Below are 19,040 nucleotides of genomic sequence, written 5' to 3'. Positions count from 1 at the left end.
GCCACCGGTGCCAGTACCACCGGTGGCGGCCACCGCCCCACCCGCACGACCGCTTCACCCGCACGACCGCGCCACCCGCACGACCGCCCCACCCGCTCACCGCTTCACCCGCCTCGTGCGGAGGTCCCCCAAGGCTCCGGGGCCCGGCCCCCATCCGTGCCCCCCGCCCCGCAGCACCCCGCAACACCCCGAACGACCCGAACGACCCGAAAGAAGGCCCTCCATGAGCAGCAGCGAAACGCCTCGCGGCCCCATCGACTCCTCCCGTGTGCCCCGGTACGCCGGTCCCGCGACGTTCGCCCGGCTGCCACGGCTCGACGAGGTCGGCACCACCGACGTCGCCGTCGTCGGAGTGCCCTTCGACACCGGCGTCTCCTACCGTCCCGGCGCCCGCTTCGGCGGCAACGCGATCCGCGAGGCCTCGCGCCTCCTGCGTCCCTACAACCCGGCCCAGGATGCCTCGCCGTTCGCGCTCGCCCAGGTCGCCGACGCCGGTGACATCGCGGCCAACCCGTTCAACATCAACGAGGCCGTCGAGACGATCGAGGCCGCCGCGGACGACCTGCTCTCCACCGGCGCCCGGCTGATGACCCTCGGCGGCGACCACACCATCGCCCTGCCGCTGCTGCGTTCCGTCGCCAAGAAGCACGGCCCGGTCGCCCTCCTCCACTTCGACGCCCACCTGGACACCTGGGACACCTACTTCGGCGCCGAGTACACCCACGGCACGCCGTTCCGCCGGGCCGTCGAAGAGGGCATCCTCGACACCTCAGCCCTCTCCCACGTCGGCACCCGCGGCCCGCTCTACGGCAAGCAGGACCTCACCGACGACGCCAAGCTGGGCTTCGGCATCGTCACCTCCGCCGACGTGATGCGGCGCGGCGTCGACGAGATCACCGACCAGCTCCGCCAGCGCATCGGCGACCGGCCGCTCTACATCTCCATCGACATCGACGTGCTCGACCCGGCCCACGCGCCCGGCACCGGCACCCCCGAGGCCGGCGGCCTCACCTCCCGCGAGCTCCTGGAGATCGTGCGCGGCCTCTCCTCCTGCCACCTCGTCTCCGCCGACCTCGTCGAGGTGGCCCCCGCGTACGACCACGCGGAGATCACCGCCGTCGCCGCCTCGCACACCGCTTACGAGCTGACGACGATCATGTCCCGCCAGATCGCCGAGGCGCGCACGAAGTGAGCCACGACCACGACGACCGGCCCCGCCTCACCGAGGCCCAGGCCGAAGCCGCACTCAACCCGCCGCCCGGCCGCAACGGCGGTGACCTGGTCGTCGAGTCCCTCCAGGGCCTCGGCGCGACCACCGTCTTCGGCCTGCCCGGTCAACACGCGCTCGGTATGTTCGACGCCCTGCGCCGCTCCTCCCTCTCGTACGTCGGACTCCGCGTCGAGAACAACGCGGGCTTCGCGGCCGACGCCTACGGCCGCATCACCGGAGAGGTCGCCCCGCTGCTCCTCTCCACCGGCCCCGGCGCGCTGACCTCGCTCGCCGCCCTCCAGGAGGCGGCGGCTGCCTCCGCTCCGGTGCTCGCGATCTCCAGCCAGATCCCGACCGCCGGTCTCGGCGGCGGCCGGCACGGCTACCTGCACGAACTGCGTGACCAGAAGGCCTCCTTCCGTGACGTGGTGAAGTCCGTCCACACCGTGCGGACCGCCTCACAAATCCCCTCCGCCATCGCCGCCGCCTGGGAGTCCGCCCTCACCGCCCCGCACGGGCCGGTCTGGATCGAGATCCCGCAGGACGTGCTGCTCGCCGAGACCACGCTGCCGCCGGTCTCCGCGATGGACGCCACCCCGCGCGAGCTCTACCCGCGTCCCGAGCTGACCCTCGCCGCCGCCCGGCTGCTCTCCCGTGCCGAACGCCCCGCGATCATCGCGGGCGGTGGCGTCGTCCGCTCCGACGCGAGCGGCAAGCTGCTCGCCCTCGCCGAGAAGCTGGACGCCCCGGTCGTCACCACCTTCGGCGGCAAGGGCGCCTTCCCCTGGGAGCACCCCCTCTCGCTCCAGTCCTGGCTGGAGGACCGGCACACCACCGACTTCCTGGAGTCCGCCGACGTCCTCCTCGTCATCGGCTCGGGGCTCGGCGAACTCTCGTCGAACTACCACACCTTCAGTCCCCGGGGCCGGGTCATCCAGATTGAGGCGGACGCCGGGAAGCTGGAGTCCAACCACCCGGCTCTCGGCATCCACTCCGACGCCCGCGAGGCCCTCGCCGACCTTCTGGAAGCGGTCGAGACCCGCGAGGACCCCACCGCCCCGACGCGCGTCCGGACCCTGCTGGAGCAGGTCCGGGACCGCATCGACGCCCAGGACCTCACCCTGGAACAGCGCGTCCTCGCCTCCGTACGTGAGGCGCTCCCGGACACCGCGCCCAGCTTCTGGGACATGACGATCCTGGCTTACTGGGCCTGGTCCGCCTTCGACGCCCGCCACCCCAACACCATGCACTCCGCCCAAGGCGCCGGCGGTCTCGGCTACGCCTTCCCGGCGGCGCTCGGAGCGGCTGCCGCCGACCCGGGCCGGCCGGTGCTCGCCGTCTCGGGCGACGGGGGCTCGATGTACTCCATCGCCGAGCTCGCCACCGCCCGCCAGTACGACCTCCCGGTCACCTGGCTGATCGTCGACGACGGCGGCTACGGCATCCTGCGCGAGTACATGGAGGGTGCCTTCGGCGAGGCCACCGCCACCGAGCTGGCCCGCCCGGACTTCGTCGCCCTCGCCGAGTCCTTCGGCGTCCCGGCCGTCCGCACCTCACCGGACGCCCTCGCCGCCGACCTCGCGAAGGCGCTCGCCACGCCCGGCCCCTCCGTGGTCGTGCTCCCGGCGCTGCTCAAGATGTTCGCCCCGACGCATCTGTAGAGGCTGTCGCAGACGCGTCCGGAGATGCCTCCGGAGATGCCTCCGGAGATGCCTCCGGAGATGCCTCCGGAGATGCCTCCGGAGATGCCTCCGGCAGCGGTTGTCCGGGAAGGCCGGGAGGCAGGCCGGTGTGCGCTGGGCTCAGCGCACACCGGCCTTCTTCTCGATGAGGGCTATCTGGTCCTCGCGCCCCCGCAGGAACTCCGCCCGCCCCTCCGCGTCGAGGCTTCCGGGGAATTCCCTCGCCACCGGCATCGCGTCCGGCAGCATCCCGAACACCGTGTCGACCGACTCGACCGGATGCTTGCGCCGCGCGTCCATGTAGTACTTCCCGGCGAGGGCCAGCGCCTCCCGAAGATGCCCCAGAGGCTTCTCGGCGGTCCTGACGCGGTGGCCGTCCTCGCTCAGCCGCAGCCCGCCGCCCGGGCTCAGGCGTTGCAGAACTTCGAGCACCGCGTACACGCGGCCACTGCGGTACGCGTCCGTCTTCGCCATGTCGTCGGTCATGGAACGTCCCCCGTTCCTCCGGTCGGATTCCTCGCCCTTCGGGAGCCCCGAGGGCGCCGGAGACTCCGACATCCCTGACTTCGCGGCTCCACCCCTCCGGTGGAGCCCTCCGCCGTCTTGGTTACCCACCGTAGTCGGGGTCGAACGTGCGTAGGGGGTTCGGCGGTCGACTTCAGTCGATCGGGTGATTTACCGCAGGACCATTGACCGACATTTGTTGCAGCGGGATGAAATCCGCAGCCCAGGGCGTTGCTGCGTTGCGGAAGATCAGAGGGAGTGACGTCACGCGACAGCACGTTCGCAGGCGGCAGCAGGGCGATCGGGAGGCATCGGTGGCGGGCGCGGAACAACGGGGCAGAGACAAACGGTCCTCCGGAGAACGGGACACCGGACAACCCGGGGTCACCGGCCGGAAGACCACCGGCCAGGAGGTCCCCGACCAGGAGACCGCCGGCCACGGGGCACCCACCACCCAGGGCTGGGCCCGCCGCCTGATCGGATACGCGTGGCGCTACCGCCGTGACGTGATCCTGGCGCTCGGCGCCTCCCTCGCGGGGATGGCCGTGATGGCCCTCGTCCCGCTGATCACCAAGGTGATCATCGACGACGTCGTCACCGCGCACACCCGCTCGCTCGCCGTCTGGACCGGCCTGCTGATAGGGGCGGCCGTGGTCATCTACGCCACCGCCTTCGTCCGCCGCTACTACGGCGGGCGGCTCGCGCTCGACGTGCAGCACGATCTCCGTACCGAGATGTACGCGACGATCACCAAGCTCGACGGCAGACGCCAGGACGAGCTCTCCACCGGCCAGGTCGTCGGCCGTGCCACCAGCGACCTCCAGCTCATCCAGAGCCTGCTCTTCATGCTCCCGATGACCATCGGCAACATCCTTCTCTTCCTCGTCTCCCTGGTGATCATGGCGTGGCTCTCGCCGCTGCTGACCCTGGTCGCCGTCGCCGTCGCACCCGCGATCTGGTTCATCGCCCGCCGCTCCCGGGCCCGTCTCTTCCCCGCCACCTGGTACGCCCAGAGCCAGGCCGCCGCCGTCGCCGGAGTGGTCGACGGGGCCGTCTCCGGCGTCCGGGTCGTCAAGGGGTTCGGCCAGGAGGAGCAGGAGACCGGGAAGCTCCGCGAGGTCGGCCGCCGGCTGTTCGCGGGCCGGATGCGCACCATCCGGCTGAACGCCCGCTACACCCCCGCCCTCCAGGCCGTGCCCGCGCTCGGCCAGGTCGCGATGCTGGCGCTCGGCGGTTGGCTGGCGACCCGGGGTGAGATCACCCTCGGCACGTTCGTCGCGTTCTCCTCGTACCTCGCGCAGCTCGTCGGCCCGGTCCGGATGCTCGCCGTGGTCCTCACCGTGGGTCAGCAGGCCCGCGCGGGTGTGGACCGGGTGCTGGAGCTGATCGATACCGAGCCGACGTTCTCCGACGGCACCAAGGAGCTGCCGGCCGACGCCCCGGCCGGCGTCGAGTTCGACGACGTGAGCTTCGGCTACGGCACGCCCCCGGGAGCCCCGGCGGCGGACCCCGGCCTCGGCGCGGACACCGCGCACACCGCCCCCGCGGAGGGCGGCGAGGAGACCCACTACCGCCCCGTCCTCAAGGGGTTCTCCCTCTCCATCGCCGCCGGTGAGACCGTCGCCCTGGTCGGCGCCTCCGGCAGCGGCAAGTCCACCGTCTCCCTGCTGCTGCCGCGCTTCTACGACGTGACGCACGGTGCCGTCCTCGTCGGCGGCCACGACGTCCGCGAGCTGACCCTCGGCTCCCTGCGCGCCGCCATCGGGCTCGTCCCCGAGGACAGCTTCCTCTTCTCCGAGAGCGTCGGCGCCAACATCGCCTACGGCCGCCCCGACGCCACCCAGGAGCAGATCGAGGCCGCCGCTCGCGCCGCGCAGGCCGACCGGTTCATCGCCGAGCTGCCGAACGGCTACGACACCAAGGTCGGCGAGCACGGCCTCACCCTCTCCGGCGGACAGCGCCAGCGCGTCGCCCTGGCCCGCGCGATCCTCACGGACCCCCGGCTGCTCGTCCTGGACGACGCGACGTCGGCCGTGGACGCCCGGGTGGAGCACGAGATCCACGAGACGCTGCGGCAGGTGATGGCCGGCCGCACCACGCTGCTCATCGCCCACCGCCGTTCCACCCTCGGCCTCGCCGACCGCATCGCCGTCCTGGACGACGGGCGGCTCTCCGACGTCGGCACCCACGCGGAGCTGGAGCGGCGCTCCGCGCTCTACCGCCGGCTGCTCACCGACCCCGACGAGCTGGGCGGCACCTCGCCCGGCCACCGGCCGCCGCGCGTCCCGCCGCTGGAGGACGACCGCACGCTCCAGGAGGAGATGGAGGCGGAGTTCGACGCAGAGCGCGGCATCACCCCCGCTCTCTGGATCCGCAAGGAGCAGGAGCGCGACCGGGCCACCGCCCAGATGCCCGCCACACCGGAGCTGCTCGCCCAGGTGGAGGCGCTGCCGCCCGCGACCGACGTCCCGGACATCGACGAGGACCGGGCCGTCCGCCCGGAGGACTCGTACGGTCTGCGCAGGCTGCTGCGCGGCTTCGGGGCGGTGCTGCTCGTCAGTCTCGCGCTGGTGGCCGTGGACGCCGGGATGGGACTGTTGCTGCCGGTGCTGATTCGGCACGGCATCGACTCGGGCGTCACGCAGATGTCCACCGGCGCGATCTGGACGGCCTCGCTCCTCGCGCTGGCCGCCGTCGTCGTGCAGTGGGCGGCGCAGATCGGGGAGACCCGCAAGACCGGGCGTACCGGTGAACGGGTGCTGTACTCGCTGCGGCTCAAGATCTTCTCGCAGCTCCAGCGGCTCGGCCTCGACTACTACGAGCGCGAGCTGACCGGCCGGATCATGACCAGGATGACGACGGACGTGGACGCCCTGTCCTCGTTCCTGCAGACCGGTCTGGTCACCGCGTTCGTCTCGGCCGTCACCTTCTTCGGGATCATGGCGGTGCTGCTCGTCCTGGACCTGCAGCTGGCCCTCGTCGTCTTCGCCACGCTGCCGTTCCTGATCGCCGGGACCGTCGTGTTCCGCCGCAAGAGCGTGGCCGCGTACCAGCTGGCCCGTGAGCGCATCGGGTCGGTCAACGCCGACCTCCAGGAGTCCGTCTCCGGGCTGCGGATCGTGCAGGCGTTCAACCGCGAGCGGGACGGCGCGGCGCGGTTCGCGGAGCGCAGCACCAGTTACCGGCAGGCGCGGGTACGTGGCCAGTGGCTGATCTCCGTGTACTTCCCGTTCGTCCAGCTGCTCTCCTCCGTCGCCTCGGCCGCCGTGCTGATCGTCGGAGCGGGCCGCGTGGACGACGGGACGCTGATGGTCGGCGCGCTCGTCGCCTACCTCCTCTACATCGACCTGTTCTTCGCCCCCGTGCAGCAGCTCTCCCAGGTCTTCGACGGCTACCAGCAGGCGACCGTCTCGCTCGGCCGCATCCAGGAGCTGCTGCGGGAGCCCACCTCCACCGCCGATCCCGACGAGCCGGTGGAGGTGGCCGAGCTGCGCGGAGACATCGCGTTCGAGGACGTGTCCTTCGCGTACGGGGACGAGGAGGAGGCCCTCACCGGCATCGACCTGCGCATTCCGGCCGGGCAGACCGTGGCGTTCGTCGGCGAGACGGGCGCGGGCAAGTCCACGCTGGTCAAGCTGGTCGCCCGGTTCTACGACCCGACGTCCGGCCGGGTCACCGCGGACGGTACCGATCTGCGGCTGCTCGACATGACGGAGTACCGGCACCGCCTCGGGGTCGTCCCACAGGAGTCGTACCTCTTCCCCGGCACGGTCCGCGACGCCATCGCGTACGGCATCCCGGACGCCTCCGACGCACGGGTGGAGGCGGCGGCCCGGGCGGTCGGCGCGCACGACATGATCGCGACGCTGGACGGCGGCTATCTCCACGAGGTCGCGGAGCGCGGGCGCAACCTCTCCGCCGGGCAGCGCCAGCTGATCGCGCTGGCCCGCGCCGAGCTGGTCGACCCCGACGTGCTGCTGCTCGACGAGGCCACCGCCTCCCTGGACCTGGCCAGCGAGGCCCTGGTCAACCAGGCCACCGACCGGCTCACCGGCCGCCGCACCACGCTGGTGGTCGCCCACCGGCTGACCACGGCGGCGCGTGCGGACAGGGTCGTGGTGATGGAGCACGGCCAAGTGGTGGAGGACGGTTCGCACGACGAACTCCTCGCCCTCCAGGGCCGGTACGCCCGGCTGTGGCGCACCTTCATAGGGGAGGACGAGCCCGCCGCCGTCTGAGCGGAGCCCCGGCGCCCGGGCGGCCCCTGCTCGCACCGCACCCCGGCGCCCCGGCGAGGTGGGAGCCGCGCCGCGCCGGGGCAACTGGGTCTGGCGTGGTGCGTGTTGCTCCCGCTAGGTTCACGGCCAACGTCGTGAACCCAGGGGAGTGTGTATGCGTAAGACGCTCAGAGGTGTTCTGTCGCTCGCGTTGCTGATCGGCACGGTCGGTGCGACAGGGGCCTCGGCCGGAGCGGCCACCGCCGCGCAGCCGGCCGCGGGGCAGGTGGGGACGGCCGCGACCGGGACCGCGGACAGCGTGGACATCAGGGACCGCATCCTCGCCATACCGGGCATGAGCCTGATCGAGGAGAAGGCGGTCACCGGCTACCGCTACTTCGTCCTCAACTACACGCAGCCGATCGACCACCGTCACCCGTCCAAGGGCACGTTCCAGCAGCGGATCACCCTGCTGCACAAGGACACCTCGCGGCCCACGGTGTTCTTCACCAGCGGCTACAACGTCTCCACCTCGGCGAGCCGCAGCGAGCCGACCCGCATCGTGGACGGCAACCAGGTCTCCCTGGAGTACCGGTTCTTCACGCCCTCGCGCCCCCAGCCGGCCGACTGGTCCAAGCTCGACATCTGGCAGGCGGCCAGCGACCAGCACCGGGTGTACACCGCGCTGAAGAAGATCTACAGCCAGAACTGGCTGGCCACCGGCGGCTCCAAGGGCGGCATGACCGCGACCTACTACGAGCGCTACTACCCGAAGGACATGGACGGCGTCGTCGCCTACGTCGCACCGAACGACGTGGTGAACGACGAGGACTCCGCGTACGACCGCTTCTTCGGATCGGTCGGCACGAAGGAGTGCCGAGACAAGCTGAGCGCCGTCCAGCGCGAAGCCCTGGTCCGGCGTGCTCCGCTGGAGGAGAAGTACGCGGCGTACGCGGCGGAGAACGGCTACACCTTCTCCACCGTGGGCACCCTCGACAAGGCGTACGAGGCCGTCGTCATGGACTACGTCTGGGCGTTCTGGCAGTACAGCAAGGTCGCCGACTGCGTCTCCCTCCCCGCCGACGCCAAGACCGCCACCGACCAGGAGATCTGGGACTCGGTCGACGCCATCTCGGGCTTCTCCGCCTACGCCGACCAGGGCCTGGAGACGTACACGCCGTACTACTACCAGGCCGGTACCCAGCTCGGTTCGCCCGACATCGCGCAGCCGTGGCTCGGCAAGCTGAGCCGGTACGGCTACCAGCCGCCGCGCAACTTCGTGCCGCGCTCCATCCCGATGACCTTCCAGAAGGGCGTCATGCGGGACGTGGACTCCTGGGTCACCCACCACGCCACCCGGATGATGTACGTCTACGGGCAGAACGACCCGTGGGGCGCCGAGCGGTTCGCCCCCGGCAAGGGCTCCCGCGATTCCTACGTCTACACCCAGCCCGGCGGCAACCACGGCTCGAACGTGGCGGGCCTGGTGGCCGAGGAGAGCGCTGCGGCCACCGCGACCATCCTGCGGTGGGCGGGCGTCACCCCGGCCGCCGTCGCCGCCGACCCCGCCAAGGCGGCCCCGCTGGCGACGTACGACACCCGCCTCGACAAGCAGGACGAGCAGCTGAACCGCCGGCACACCCGGCGCCCCTGACCGGCACCACGCACAGCGCCCGGCGCGCGCCCGCTTCCACAGCGGGCGCGCGCCGGGCGCGTTCGGAGGGGAGAGGGTCAGTACTCCAGGCCGTACCCCACCGGGTACAGCACCTGCGACGGGTCGTCCGCGCGCTGCACCGGGACGGGCAGCCGCCCGCCCGGCTCGGCGTGGCCCGCGATCACCCGTGCCGCGGCACGCAGTTCGACGTCCGTCCAGGAGTACGACGCGAGGCTCGCCGCGTACCCCGTACTCGCCAGCTGCGCGATGTCGTACGGGTTGCGGATCGCGATCGTGACGACCGGGACCCCCGTCGCCGCCAGCGCGCTCACCAGGGTGCGCTGGGAGCTGGTCGCCGTCACGTTGTACGTGCCGACCACGACCGCGTCCTTGCCCGCCGCAGCCGCCACCGCCTCGGCGATCTTCGCCGCGGAGGGCGCCGTGCCGGTGGACAGGGCCGTCGCCGTGTGGCCGAGCGCGGTGAACTCCGCGGCCAGCGTGGTCGTCGGCGGACCGGTCGTACCGGACGGGGAGGCCGGGTCCGCGCCCACCACCAGGATGTTCCGGTGGCTGCGCCGGGAGAGCGGCAGCAGACCGGTGGGGTTGGCGAGGAGTGTGGTGGTGTGCTCGGCGATCCGGTCGGCGGCGGCCAGGTGCGCCCGGGTGCCGACGATCCGGTCCACCTGGGAGTCCTTGACGAACGGGTCCTGGAAGAGCCCGAGTTTCGCCTTGAGCCGCAGGATCCGCAGAACCGATTCTTCGATGCGCGCCTCGGTGAGTTCGCCGCTGCGCACGGCGTTCACCACCGCGTTCCACGCGACGTCCAGACCCGGTGGGTTGAGCAGCTGGTCCACGCCCGCCTCCAGCGCCAGGACCGGCACGCGCGCGTCGCCGTACTTGGTGCGCACGCCTTCCATGCCGAGGGCGTCCGTCACCACCACCCCGTCGTAACCGAGTTCCTCGCGCAGGATGCCCGTCAGGATCGGCCGCGACAGGGTCGCCGGGTCCTCGGACGGGTCGAGCGCGGGAACCACGATGTGCGCGGTCATGATCGAGTCGATGCCCGCCGCGACGGCCGCCCGGAACGGCGGCGCGTCCAGCTCGGCCCACTGCTCGCGGGTGTGGGTGATGACCGGCAGCCCGGTGTGGCTGTCGGTGCTGGTGTCGCCGTGGCCCGGGAAGTGCTTGGCCGTCGAGGCGATCCCCGCGCCCTGGTACCCCTTCACCTGCGCGGCGACCATCCCCGCCACGGAGTCCGGGTCGGCGCCGAAGGAGCGTACGCCGATGACGGGGTTGGCCGGATTGACGTTGACGTCGGCGTCGGGCGCGTAGTTCTGGTTGATGCCGATCGCGGCCAGCTCGGTGCCCGCGATCTGGGCGGCCCGGCGGGCGTCGGCGCGCGAACCGCCCGCGCCCAGCGCCATCGCGCCCGGCAGCAGGGTGGCCGGTTCGCCGACCCGGCAGACGATGCCGTGCTCCTGGTCGGTGGAGATCAGCAGCGGCACCTTCGACGGACCGGCGAGCGCGGCCCGCTGGATGCCGTTGGAGAGCGCGGCGATCTGGTGCGGGTCACGGGTGTTGTGCGCCCACGTGAAGTAGATGATCCCGCCGACGTGGTACTTCGCGATCATCTCGGAGGCCGTACGGACCCCGATCTCGGCGAGGTTGGCGTCGATGTCCGCCTGGTCCGGCTCGGTGGCGGAGTGGCCGTACACCCGCATCACGAAGAGCTGGCCGACCTTCTCCTCAAGGCTCATCCCGGCGATGATCCGCCGGAGCCGGTCGGCGGGGACGTGGCGGGAGTCCGCCCGGTCCTTCCGGTCCGCCGCCGCGGCCGGGATCGCGACGGTGCCGGTGGCCGCGGCTGCCGCGCCGGCCGCCGCCGCGGCGAGGAGGGTGCGTCTGGAGGTGCGGTGGTGCACGTGAGCCCCTTCCGGTACTGAAAGAAACTTCCAAGAAGGTACGGATATATGGAAAGTAACTTCCGGTCAAGGGTCCTCGCCCGGCCGCGCTGTCACCGCGCCGGACGATTGCGGGCAAATGAACGCAGGAGCCCGCCGTGCGCCTGCATCAGGTCAGCCCGATCGTCCGCCCGTGCGCCAGCAGTGCCGCCACCGCCGCCGTGATCGCCGGACGGCGGGCCGCCCCCGTCCGCCAGAGCGCGTACAGCCTGCGCACCGGTACGGGGTCGAGCCGCACCGCCACCACGTCCTCCGGCAGCGGCCCCCGCCCCAGGCGCGGGATCATCGCGACCCCCAGCCCGGCGGCGACCAGGGCCAGCTGCGTGTGGTTCTCCTCCGCCTGGTGCCGGATGTCGGGCTCGTACCCCGCCGCCCGCAGTGTCCGCAGGAGCCAGTCGTGGCAGACCGTGCCGGGCGGCTGGCAGATCCACCGTTCCCGCGCGAGCTCCTCGCGGAGCACCGCGTCCCGCCCCGCCAGCGCGTGCCCCCGGGGTACCAGCAGGTCGCACCGGTCGTCACCGATCACCGCCTGCTCCAGCCCTTCCGGCGCCGGCAGCGGCGCGATGTCCCAGTCGTGTGCGACGGCCAGATCGATCACGCCCTTGGCCACCAGGTCCACCGACAGGTGCGGGTCCACCTCCGTCAGCCGGGCCTCCATCGCGGGGTGGTCCCGCTCCAGGGCGGCCAGCACGCCCGGCAGCAGCCCGCGCGCGGCGGAGGCGAACGCGCCGATCGACAACTGCCCCGTCGGCAGCCCCCGGCGCTCCTCCAGCGTCGTCTGCGTCCGCTCCATGAGTGCCATCAACTCCTGAGCGGCAGAAGCGAGATGGCGCGCGTCCTCGGTCAGCGCGACACCGCGTCCGCGCCGCTCCAGCAGGGTGGTGCGGGTCTCCCGCTCCAGCTTGGTGATCTGCTGGGAGATCGCGGACGGGGTGTAGCCGAGCGCCGAGGCGGCACCCGCGACCGAACCGTGCACCGAGACGGCGTGCAGCGCGCGCAGCCGGGCGAGATCGAGCATCGTGACCTCCGGAAGGGGACGACTCTTCAGCAAAACTCACGTTCACCATGAAGAAAGCGGTGCTGGTGCTTAACAGTACGGGCGGGCGATGCTCCTCCCATGCGTCCCTCCCACATCGCCCTCGCCGTCCTCGTGACCGCTCTCTGGGGCGTGAACTTCGTCGTCATCGAGCTGGGTCTCGATCACTTCCCGCCCCTCCTCTTCTCCGCGCTGCGCTTCCTGGTCGCCGCGCTGCCCGCCGTCTTCTTCGTGGGACCCCCCAAGGTCGCCCGGAAGTGGATCGTGGGCGTCGGTCTCGCGCTCGGCGTCGCCAAGTTCGGCCTGCTCTTCGTCGGCATGGACCAGGGGATGGGCGCCGGGCTCTCCTCGCTCGTCCTGCAGGTCCAGGCGGTCTTCACCGCGCTCTTCGCCGCGGTCGCCCTCGGGGAGCGACCGGGCGGAATCCGGCTGGCCGGGATGGGGGTGGCGCTCGCCGGGATCGCGGTCGCCGCCGTGGACGAAGGGGCGAGCGGCCCGGTGCTCGCGTTCGTACTGGTCGTCGCGGCGGCGGCCTTCTGGGGCGTGTCGAACGTCCTCACCCGCAAGGCCGCCCCGCCGGACTCCCTCAACTTCATGGTGTGGGTCTCGACCGTGCCGGTCCTGCCCCTGCTCGGCCTCTCGCTGCTCTTCGAGGGCTGGGACCGGGACACGGACGCGCTCGCCGCGATGGACTGGACCGGCGCCGGAACCGTCGTCTACGTCGCCTGGATCTCCACCGTCTTCGGCTTCGGCGCCTGGGGATTCCTGCTCCGCAACCACCCGGCTTCCACGGTCGCGCCGTTCACCCTGCTCGTGCCGGTCTTCGGGATGTCGTCCGCGGCGCTGCTGCTGGACGAGTCGGTGAGCCCGCTGCGGTGGTGCGCGGCGGCCCTGCTGGTCGGCGGGGTGGCCGTGACCTCCCTCGGGGGGCGGTGGCAAAAGCCGGTGGCGTCGGCACCGGTGGCACCGGCCGTGCCGGAAGCGCGGGGAGTGCGGGCCTGAGAGCGGCCCGCACCCGTACGGATCAGGGGGTCACTGCTTCGGCGCGCCCGCCCGGAGCAGGAACTCCCGCCCGGCGGAGAGCAGTCCGGGCAGCTCCGGGATCTCCGGGTACCAGCGCTTCTCGTACTCCCAGCAGACCCAGGTGTCCGGATCCAGCGTGTCCAGGCACTCCGCCAGCGGCAGCGCGCCCTCGCCGAGCGCCAGCGGCGTGGTGTCCTCCGCCGAGGCGATGTCCTTGACCTGTACGTAGCCGAGGTGCGGGGCCAGGACCAGGTGGCTGTCGACCGGGCTCTCGCCCGACAGCCAGGTGTGCATGACGTCCCAGATCACGCCGACCCGGACGTGTCCGACCGTCCCGGCCACGCGGGCCGCGTCGGCGCCCGCCCGGTGCGAGTCGTGGGTCTCCAGCAGGATGGTCACCCCCCGGTCCTCGGCGTCCTCGGCCGCGGCCCCGAGCCGGCGGGCCGCCGTCGCGTCGGCGGTCTCCGGGTCCTGGTCGCCGCCACCGGGGAACACCCGGACGTACGGCGCGCCGAGGTCCTGGGCGAGTGCCGCCAGCTCGGCGATCTGTGCCACGACCGCCTCGTCGTCGCCCTCGGCGGCGACCCGGACGTACCCGGCGACGGTGAGGATCTCCACACCGGCCTTCTCGAACTCCGCGACCACCTGGGCGCGTTCGAGCGGTGAGAGCCCCGGGTTCACCGGCTCCTCGGGGTGGGCGCGCAGCTCCACCCCCTGGTAGCCGTGCTCGACGGCGAGCCGGACGACCTCGTCGATGGGCGTCCCCGGCACTCCGAGGGTCGAGAAAGCGAGCTTCACGTGCGTGTTCCTTCCGTCGGTCAGTTCGTACCGTCGCGCTCGTCGGTTCCCGCCGCGGCTCCTCGGGCGGTACGCCTACCCCTGCCCGCCGCCCGGTATCCGATGCGTCGACCACCGTACAGACAGCGCTTTCTATCGCGTGGCGGCGCCCTCAGGTCAGCCGGTCCCCGCGCGGCGGCGCCGTCGACCCGCGCACCATCAGCTCCGCGCGGATCGTCGCGATGCCGCCGGGCGGCGGGGTCTCCGTGCCCATGGCGAGGCGTCCCGCCCGCGCCCCCGCCTCGTACAGCGGCAGCCGGACCGTGGTGAGGGCCGGGACGGTGTCCACCGAGAACGGCAGGTCGTCGAAGCCGGCCACCGAGACGTCCTCGGGGATGCGCAGCCCCTGCTCGCGCACGGCCGCGCTCGCGCCCAGGGCCACCGAGTCGTTGGCGCCGACGATGGCGGTCACGCCCGGTTCGCGGCGCAGGAGTTCGAGGGTGGCCTCGTAGCCGGAGCGGCGGTCGTACGGGCCGTACACGGTGAGCCGGTCGTCCTCGGGGGCAGCGGTTTCGCCGGCCAGTCCCGCCGCCCGCATCGCCGCGCGGTGTCCCTCCAGCCGGTGGCGGGTGGTGGTGCGTTCCTGGGGGCCCGCGACGTAACCGATCCGGCGGTGGCCCAGCGAGATCAGGTGCTCGGTCAGGCGCCGGCCGCCGCCCCGGTTGTCGAAGGTGAGTGCGGCCGTCACCGCGTCGTTCTCGGGCAGCGGGGGCCGCCCGCAGAACACGATCCGGGTGCCCGCGTCGGCGAGCCGCCCCAGCTTCGCGGCCATCGCCGCCTGGTGCGCCGGGTCCTCCAGCGCGCCGCCGGTGAGGACGACGGCCGCCGCGCGCTGGCGCTGGAGAAGGGTGAGGTAGGTGAGTTCGCGCTCGGGGGAGCCGCCGGTGTTGCAGACGACGGCGAGCTTCTCGCCGCCGGCCCGGGAGGTGCCGTCGCCGGGGACGCCGATCTCCGACTGCGCGGCGCCCGCCATGATGCCGAAGAACGGGTCCGCGATGTCGTTGACGAGGATGCCGACCAGGTCGGAGGTGGCGGCGGCGAGGGAGCTGGCCGGTCCGTTGAGGACGTAGTCCAGGTCGTCCACGGCGCGCAGCACGCGTTCGCGCGTCGTCGCGGCGACGGGGTAATTGCCGTTGAGGACGCGGGAGACGGTGGCCGGGGACACCCGGGCGCGTGCCGCGACGTCCGCCAGGGTGACTGTCATCGTGTCTGTTCTCCTCGGAGTTCGGTCGCGGCGCCCCTCTTGTCCGGGCCGCTGTCGGCAGGCTAGCTTCTTACACGATAGAAAGCGCTTGCTACGGCAGACGGAGGGAACTTTCGTGACTCGCAGGACTGTGCGCATTGCCATGAACGGCGTCACGGGTCGTATGGGATACCGGCAGCACCTGGTGCGCTCGATCCTCGCGATCCGCGAGCAGGGCGGCCTCGACCTCGGCAACGGCGACGTGCTGTGGCCCGAACCCGTCCTGGTCGGCCGCCGCGCCCACGCGCTGGAGGAGCTGGCCGCCCGGCACGGCCTCACCGAGTGGTCGACCGACCTGGACGCCGTCCTCGCGGACGACACCATCGACATCTACTTCGACGCCCAGGTCACCCAGGCACGCGTCGAGGCGATCAAGAAGGCCATCGCCGCCGGAAAGCACATCTACACCGAGAAGCCCACCGCCACCGACGTGGAAGGCGCCCTCGAACTCGCAAGCCTGGCCCGTGACGCCGGCATCAAGCACGGCGTGGTCCAGGACAAGATCTTCCTGCCGGGCCTGCTCAAGTTGAAGCGCCTCATCGACGGCGGCTTCTTCGGCGAGATCCTCTCCGTGCGCGGCGAGTTCGGCTACTGGGTCTTCGAGGGCGACTGGCAGGAGGCGCAGCGCCCCTCGTGGAACTACCGCTCCGAGGACGGCGGCGGCATCGTCGTGGACATGTTCCCGCACTGGGAGTACGTCCTCCACGAGCTGTTCGGCAAGGTCACCACCGTGCAGGCGCACGTCCAGACGCACGTCCCGCAGCGCTGGGACGAGCAGGGCAAGCCCTACGCCGCGACCGCCGACGACGCCGCGTACGGCATCTTCCAGCTGGAGGGCGGCGCAGTCGCCCAGATCAACTCCTCCTGGACCGTGCGCGTCAACCGTGACGAGCTGGTCGAGTTCCAGGTCGACGGCACCCACGGCTCCGCCGTCGCCGGACTGCGCAACTGCCGCGTCCAGCACCGTTCGGCCACCCCGAAGCCGGTGTGGAACCCCGACCTCCCCGTCACCGAGTCCTTCCGGGACCAGTGGCAGGAGGTCCCCGACAACGCCACCTTCGACAACGGCTTCAAGGCGCAGTGGGAGCTGTTCCTGCGCCACGTCGTCCTCGACGAGGCGTACTCCTGGGACCTCATGGCCGGTGCCCGGGGCGTGCAGCTTGCCGAACTGGGCCTGAAGTCGGCCGCCGAGGGCCGTCGCTTCGACCTGCCGGAGCTGACCCTGTGACGATCCACCTGCCGCACGGGGCGTACGAGCCTCGCACCACCTCCCTGGACCTGGCCCCCGGCGGCGCCGCGCTCGCCTCGCGCACGGTCTTCTCCGCCGCCCACGTCGTCGCCGATCCGTACGTCGATGTCAGTCCGGACGGGCCCGCCGCGATCGACTGGGACGCCACCCTCGCCTTCCGCCGCCACCTCTGGTCGCACGGCCTCGGGGTCGCCGAGGCGATGGACACCGCCCAGCGCGGCATGGGCCTGGACTGGGCCGGCGGGGCCGAACTGATCCGCCGCTCCGCCGCCGAGGCCAAGGCGGTCGGCGGCCGGATCGCCTGCGGGGTCGGCACCGACCAGCTCACCGGCCCGGCGACCCTCGCCGAGGTGCGCGCCGCCTACGAGGAGCAGCTCGCCCTCGTCGAGGAGAGCGGCGCCCAGGCCATCCTGATGGCCTCCCGTGCGCTCGCCGCCGTGGCCGAGGGCCCCGAGGACTACGCGGAGACGTACGCCCACCTGCTGCGCCAGGCCACCGAGCCGGTCGTCCTGCACTGGCTCGGCCCGATGTTCGACCCGGCCCTGGAGGGGTACTGGGGCTCGTCCGACCTGGACGCGGCCACCGACACCTTCCTCAAGATCATCGCCGAGCACCCGGACAAGGTCGACGGCATCAAGATCTCGCTGCTCGACGCGGCCCGCGAGATCGACGTGCGCCGCAGGCTGCCCAGCGGTGTCCGCTGCTACACCGGCGACGACTTCAACTACCCGGAGCTGATCGCGGGCGACGAACGCGGCTTCAGCCACGCCCTGCTCGGCATCTTCGACCCGCTCGGCCCGCTCGCCGCGCACGCCGTACGGGTCCTGGACACCGGCGACACCCAGGGCTTCCGGGATCTGCTGGACCCCACGGTCGAGCTCTCCCGCCACCTCTTCCAGGCGCCCACCCGCTTCTACAAGACGGGCGTGGTCTTCCTCGCCTGGCTGGCCGGGCACCAGGAGCACTTCACGATGGTCGGCGGTCTGCAGTCGGCCCGTTCGCTGCCGCACCTCGCGAAGGCGTACGAACTCGCCGACCGGCTCGGCCTGTTCCCCGATCCCGAGCTGGCCGAGAGCCGGATGCGGGCGCTGCTGACCGTCCAGGGAGGAACCCGATGACCACCGGCACCGGACAGGACCTGTCCCGGTTCTCCATCAACCAGGAGACCGTCAGGCAGTGGTCCCTGGAGGAGCTCGTCGAGGGCTGTACGAAGACGGGTGTCGGCCAAGTGGGCCTCTGGCGCGAACCGGTGCAGAAGTACGGCGTCGAGCGCGCCGGGCGCCTCTTCGCCGACGCGGGACTCACCGTCACCAGTCTCTGCCGGGGTGGCTTCCTCACGGCGATCGACCCGGAGGCGCGGACCCGCGCCCTGGACGACAACCGTGCGGCGATCGACGAGGCGGCCGGCGTCCACACGGACACCCTGGTCCTCGTCTCGGGCGGCCTGCCCGAGGGCAGCAAGGACCTCGTCGGCGCCCGCGAACGCATCGCCGACGCCCTCGCGGAGCTGGCCCCCTACGCGGCCGAGCGCGGCATCCGCCTCGCCATCGAGCCGCTGCACCCGATGTTCGCGTCCGACCGGTGCGTCGTCTCGACCCTCTCCCAGGCGCTGGACATCGCCGAACGCTTCCCGGCCGAGCAGGTCGGCGTGGTGGTCGACGCGTACCACGTCTGGTGGGACGACCAGGCCCCCGCGCAGATCGCCCGTGCCGGGGCAGGAGGCCGTATCCACTCCTTCCAGCTCGCCGACTGGATCACCCCGCTCCCCGAGGGCGTCCTGCTGGGCCGGGGCCAGCTCGGCGACGGCAGCGTGGACTTCCGCGCCCTGCGCACGCTGGTCGAGGCGACCGGCTTCGACGGGCCGATCGAGGTGGAGATCTTCAACGAGGGGCTCTGGGCCCGCGACGGCGGCGAAGTCCTCGCCGAGGTGGCGGCCCGCTTCCTGGAGCACGCCTGCTGAGGCGCTCTCCGGGCGTCCCCGGAGCGTGTGAATCCGCCTGCGGAGAGCGCTCTCGGCGATCAAGGTAAAGAGATGGTCAAGGCGTACAACCCTTGGCATCCCTGCCCGGTCACACTCTGCGTCGGGACTTCCGGGGGAGGGGTCCGGGGGGAACGGGAAGGCCCGACGGGGGGAAAGCGAGAGGGGTCCGGCCGCGAGGCCGGGCCCGTTTCGCTTTTCCGGGGCGCAGACGGGCGCCTGCTCGCCCGGCCCTCCAGCCGCCTCACGCGTCCCACCCTCCGGTTCCGCTGACCGCGTCTCAGTTTCCGGCCGCAGATGGCTACGCCCCCGCCCCCCATCCCTCGTAAACTCGGACATCCGCCACCGCGTCCGTGCGCGTGCCCGCACCGCGTCCACGACGGGGCCGACCCCGGTCCACCCCTCCGACTCCGCCCGCGCCGGCCTCTCCTTGCCCGACACGGACT

The 19,040-nt window shown here is 72.2% G+C and carries 13 protein-coding genes; 8 read left to right on the top strand and 5 right to left on the bottom strand.

Annotated features, from left to right (window positions below; translation table 11 throughout):
- Nucleotides 1–223: 223 nt before the first annotated feature.
- Nucleotides 224–1,192 carry an agmatinase gene (gene speB / locus ACWD3D_RS03670; protein ID WP_328721570.1) on the top strand — a complete coding sequence of 323 codons (969 nt, stop codon included), beginning with the start codon at nt 224–226 and terminating at the stop codon, nt 1,190–1,192.
- The gene (locus tag ACWD3D_RS03665; RefSeq protein WP_451459283.1) at nt 1,189–2,871 is read left to right on the top strand and encodes a thiamine pyrophosphate-binding protein; all 1,683 of its coding nucleotides are present in this window, start codon (nt 1,189–1,191) and stop codon (nt 2,869–2,871) included. Before speB ends, ACWD3D_RS03665 begins: the two co-directional genes overlap by 4 nt.
- A 141-nt stretch (nt 2,872–3,012) precedes the next feature.
- Here ACWD3D_RS03665 and ACWD3D_RS03660 read toward each other — a convergent pair whose 3' ends face one another.
- Entirely contained in the window at nt 3,013–3,378 is a 366-nt protein-coding gene (locus tag ACWD3D_RS03660; protein ID WP_451459282.1) for a hypothetical protein, read from the bottom strand.
- A gap of 491 nt (nt 3,379–3,869) precedes the next feature.
- Here ACWD3D_RS03660 and ACWD3D_RS03655 point away from each other — a divergent pair, with 491 nt between their 5' ends.
- Together ACWD3D_RS03655 and ACWD3D_RS03650 are read left to right on the top strand one after the other, a co-directional pair.
- Nucleotides 3,870–7,634 (top strand): ABC transporter ATP-binding protein, encoded by a 3,765-nt coding sequence (locus tag ACWD3D_RS03655; RefSeq protein ID WP_451459284.1) that lies wholly within the window; start codon nt 3,870–3,872, stop codon nt 7,632–7,634.
- Nucleotides 7,635–7,788: 154 nt separating this feature from the next.
- Nucleotides 7,789–9,267 (top strand): S28 family serine protease, encoded by a 1,479-nt coding sequence (locus ACWD3D_RS03650; protein WP_451459281.1) that lies wholly within the window; start codon nt 7,789–7,791, stop codon nt 9,265–9,267.
- Between the two features lie 77 nt (nt 9,268–9,344).
- Here ACWD3D_RS03650 and ACWD3D_RS03645 read toward each other — a convergent pair whose 3' ends face one another.
- Together ACWD3D_RS03645 and ACWD3D_RS03640 are read right to left on the bottom strand one after the other, a co-directional pair.
- On the bottom strand, nt 9,345–11,189 hold the full coding sequence (locus tag ACWD3D_RS03645) for a glycoside hydrolase family 3 protein (protein WP_451459280.1): 1,845 nt from the start codon (nt 11,187–11,189) through the stop codon (nt 9,345–9,347).
- A 148-nt stretch (nt 11,190–11,337) separates the two neighbouring features.
- Nucleotides 11,338–12,246: a LysR substrate-binding domain-containing protein gene (locus ACWD3D_RS03640; RefSeq protein WP_451459279.1), complete on the bottom strand. Its 909-nt coding sequence runs from the start codon at nt 12,244–12,246 to the stop codon at nt 11,338–11,340.
- A 99-nt stretch (nt 12,247–12,345) separates the two neighbouring features.
- Between ACWD3D_RS03640 and ACWD3D_RS03635 the strand changes: the two genes are divergently transcribed.
- Nucleotides 12,346–13,266 (top strand): EamA family transporter, encoded by a 921-nt coding sequence (locus ACWD3D_RS03635; RefSeq protein ID WP_451459278.1) that lies wholly within the window; start codon nt 12,346–12,348, stop codon nt 13,264–13,266.
- Nucleotides 13,267–13,296: 30 nt separating this feature from the next.
- Here ACWD3D_RS03635 and ACWD3D_RS03630 read toward each other — a convergent pair whose 3' ends face one another.
- Together ACWD3D_RS03630 and ACWD3D_RS03625 are read right to left on the bottom strand one after the other, a co-directional pair.
- Nucleotides 13,297–14,085: a sugar phosphate isomerase/epimerase family protein gene (locus ACWD3D_RS03630; protein WP_451459277.1), complete on the bottom strand. Its 789-nt coding sequence runs from the start codon at nt 14,083–14,085 to the stop codon at nt 13,297–13,299.
- A gap of 151 nt (nt 14,086–14,236) precedes the next feature.
- Nucleotides 14,237–15,328, bottom strand: coding sequence for a LacI family DNA-binding transcriptional regulator (locus tag ACWD3D_RS03625; protein ID WP_451459276.1), 1,092 nt, complete (start codon nt 15,326–15,328; stop codon nt 14,237–14,239).
- Between the two features lie 115 nt (nt 15,329–15,443).
- Here ACWD3D_RS03625 and ACWD3D_RS03620 point away from each other — a divergent pair, with 115 nt between their 5' ends.
- Genes ACWD3D_RS03620 through ACWD3D_RS03610 form a run of 3 tightly spaced genes read left to right on the top strand, consistent with a single transcriptional unit; the run spans nt 15,444 to nt 18,576 of the window.
- The gene (locus ACWD3D_RS03620) at nt 15,444–16,595 is read left to right on the top strand and encodes a Gfo/Idh/MocA family protein (RefSeq protein ID WP_451459275.1); all 1,152 of its coding nucleotides are present in this window, start codon (nt 15,444–15,446) and stop codon (nt 16,593–16,595) included.
- The gene (locus ACWD3D_RS03615) at nt 16,592–17,734 is read left to right on the top strand and encodes a dihydrodipicolinate synthase family protein (RefSeq protein ID WP_451459274.1); all 1,143 of its coding nucleotides are present in this window, start codon (nt 16,592–16,594) and stop codon (nt 17,732–17,734) included. Before ACWD3D_RS03620 ends, ACWD3D_RS03615 begins: the two co-directional genes overlap by 4 nt.
- Nucleotides 17,731–18,576: a sugar phosphate isomerase/epimerase family protein gene (locus ACWD3D_RS03610; protein ID WP_451459273.1), complete on the top strand. Its 846-nt coding sequence runs from the start codon at nt 17,731–17,733 to the stop codon at nt 18,574–18,576. The genes ACWD3D_RS03615 and ACWD3D_RS03610 overlap by 4 nt, the downstream gene beginning before the upstream one ends.
- Nucleotides 18,577–19,040 lie beyond the last annotated feature (464 nt).

The sequence above is a fragment of the Streptomyces sp. NPDC002690 genome, assembly GCF_053592415.1.
Note: the sequence above shows the minus strand (reverse complement) of the source record. Positions and strands in the feature narration are given on the sequence as shown.

Coding starts and splice junctions, on each gene's coding strand:
- ACWD3D_RS03640 (WP_451459279.1), bottom strand. CDS start 12,246: ATGCTCGATCTCGCCCGGCTGCGCGCGCTGCACGCCGTCTCGGTGCAC.
- ACWD3D_RS03610 (WP_451459273.1), top strand. CDS start 17,731: ATGACCACCGGCACCGGACAGGACCTGTCCCGGTTCTCCATCAACCAG.
- ACWD3D_RS03625 (WP_451459276.1), bottom strand. CDS start 15,328: ATGACAGTCACCCTGGCGGACGTCGCGGCACGCGCCCGGGTGTCCCCG.
- ACWD3D_RS03635 (WP_451459278.1), top strand. CDS start 12,346: ATGCGTCCCTCCCACATCGCCCTCGCCGTCCTCGTGACCGCTCTCTGG.
- ACWD3D_RS03660 (WP_451459282.1), bottom strand. CDS start 3,378: ATGACCGACGACATGGCGAAGACGGACGCGTACCGCAGTGGCCGCGTG.
- ACWD3D_RS03650 (WP_451459281.1), top strand. CDS start 7,789: ATGCGTAAGACGCTCAGAGGTGTTCTGTCGCTCGCGTTGCTGATCGGC.
- speB (WP_328721570.1), top strand. CDS start 224: ATGAGCAGCAGCGAAACGCCTCGCGGCCCCATCGACTCCTCCCGTGTG.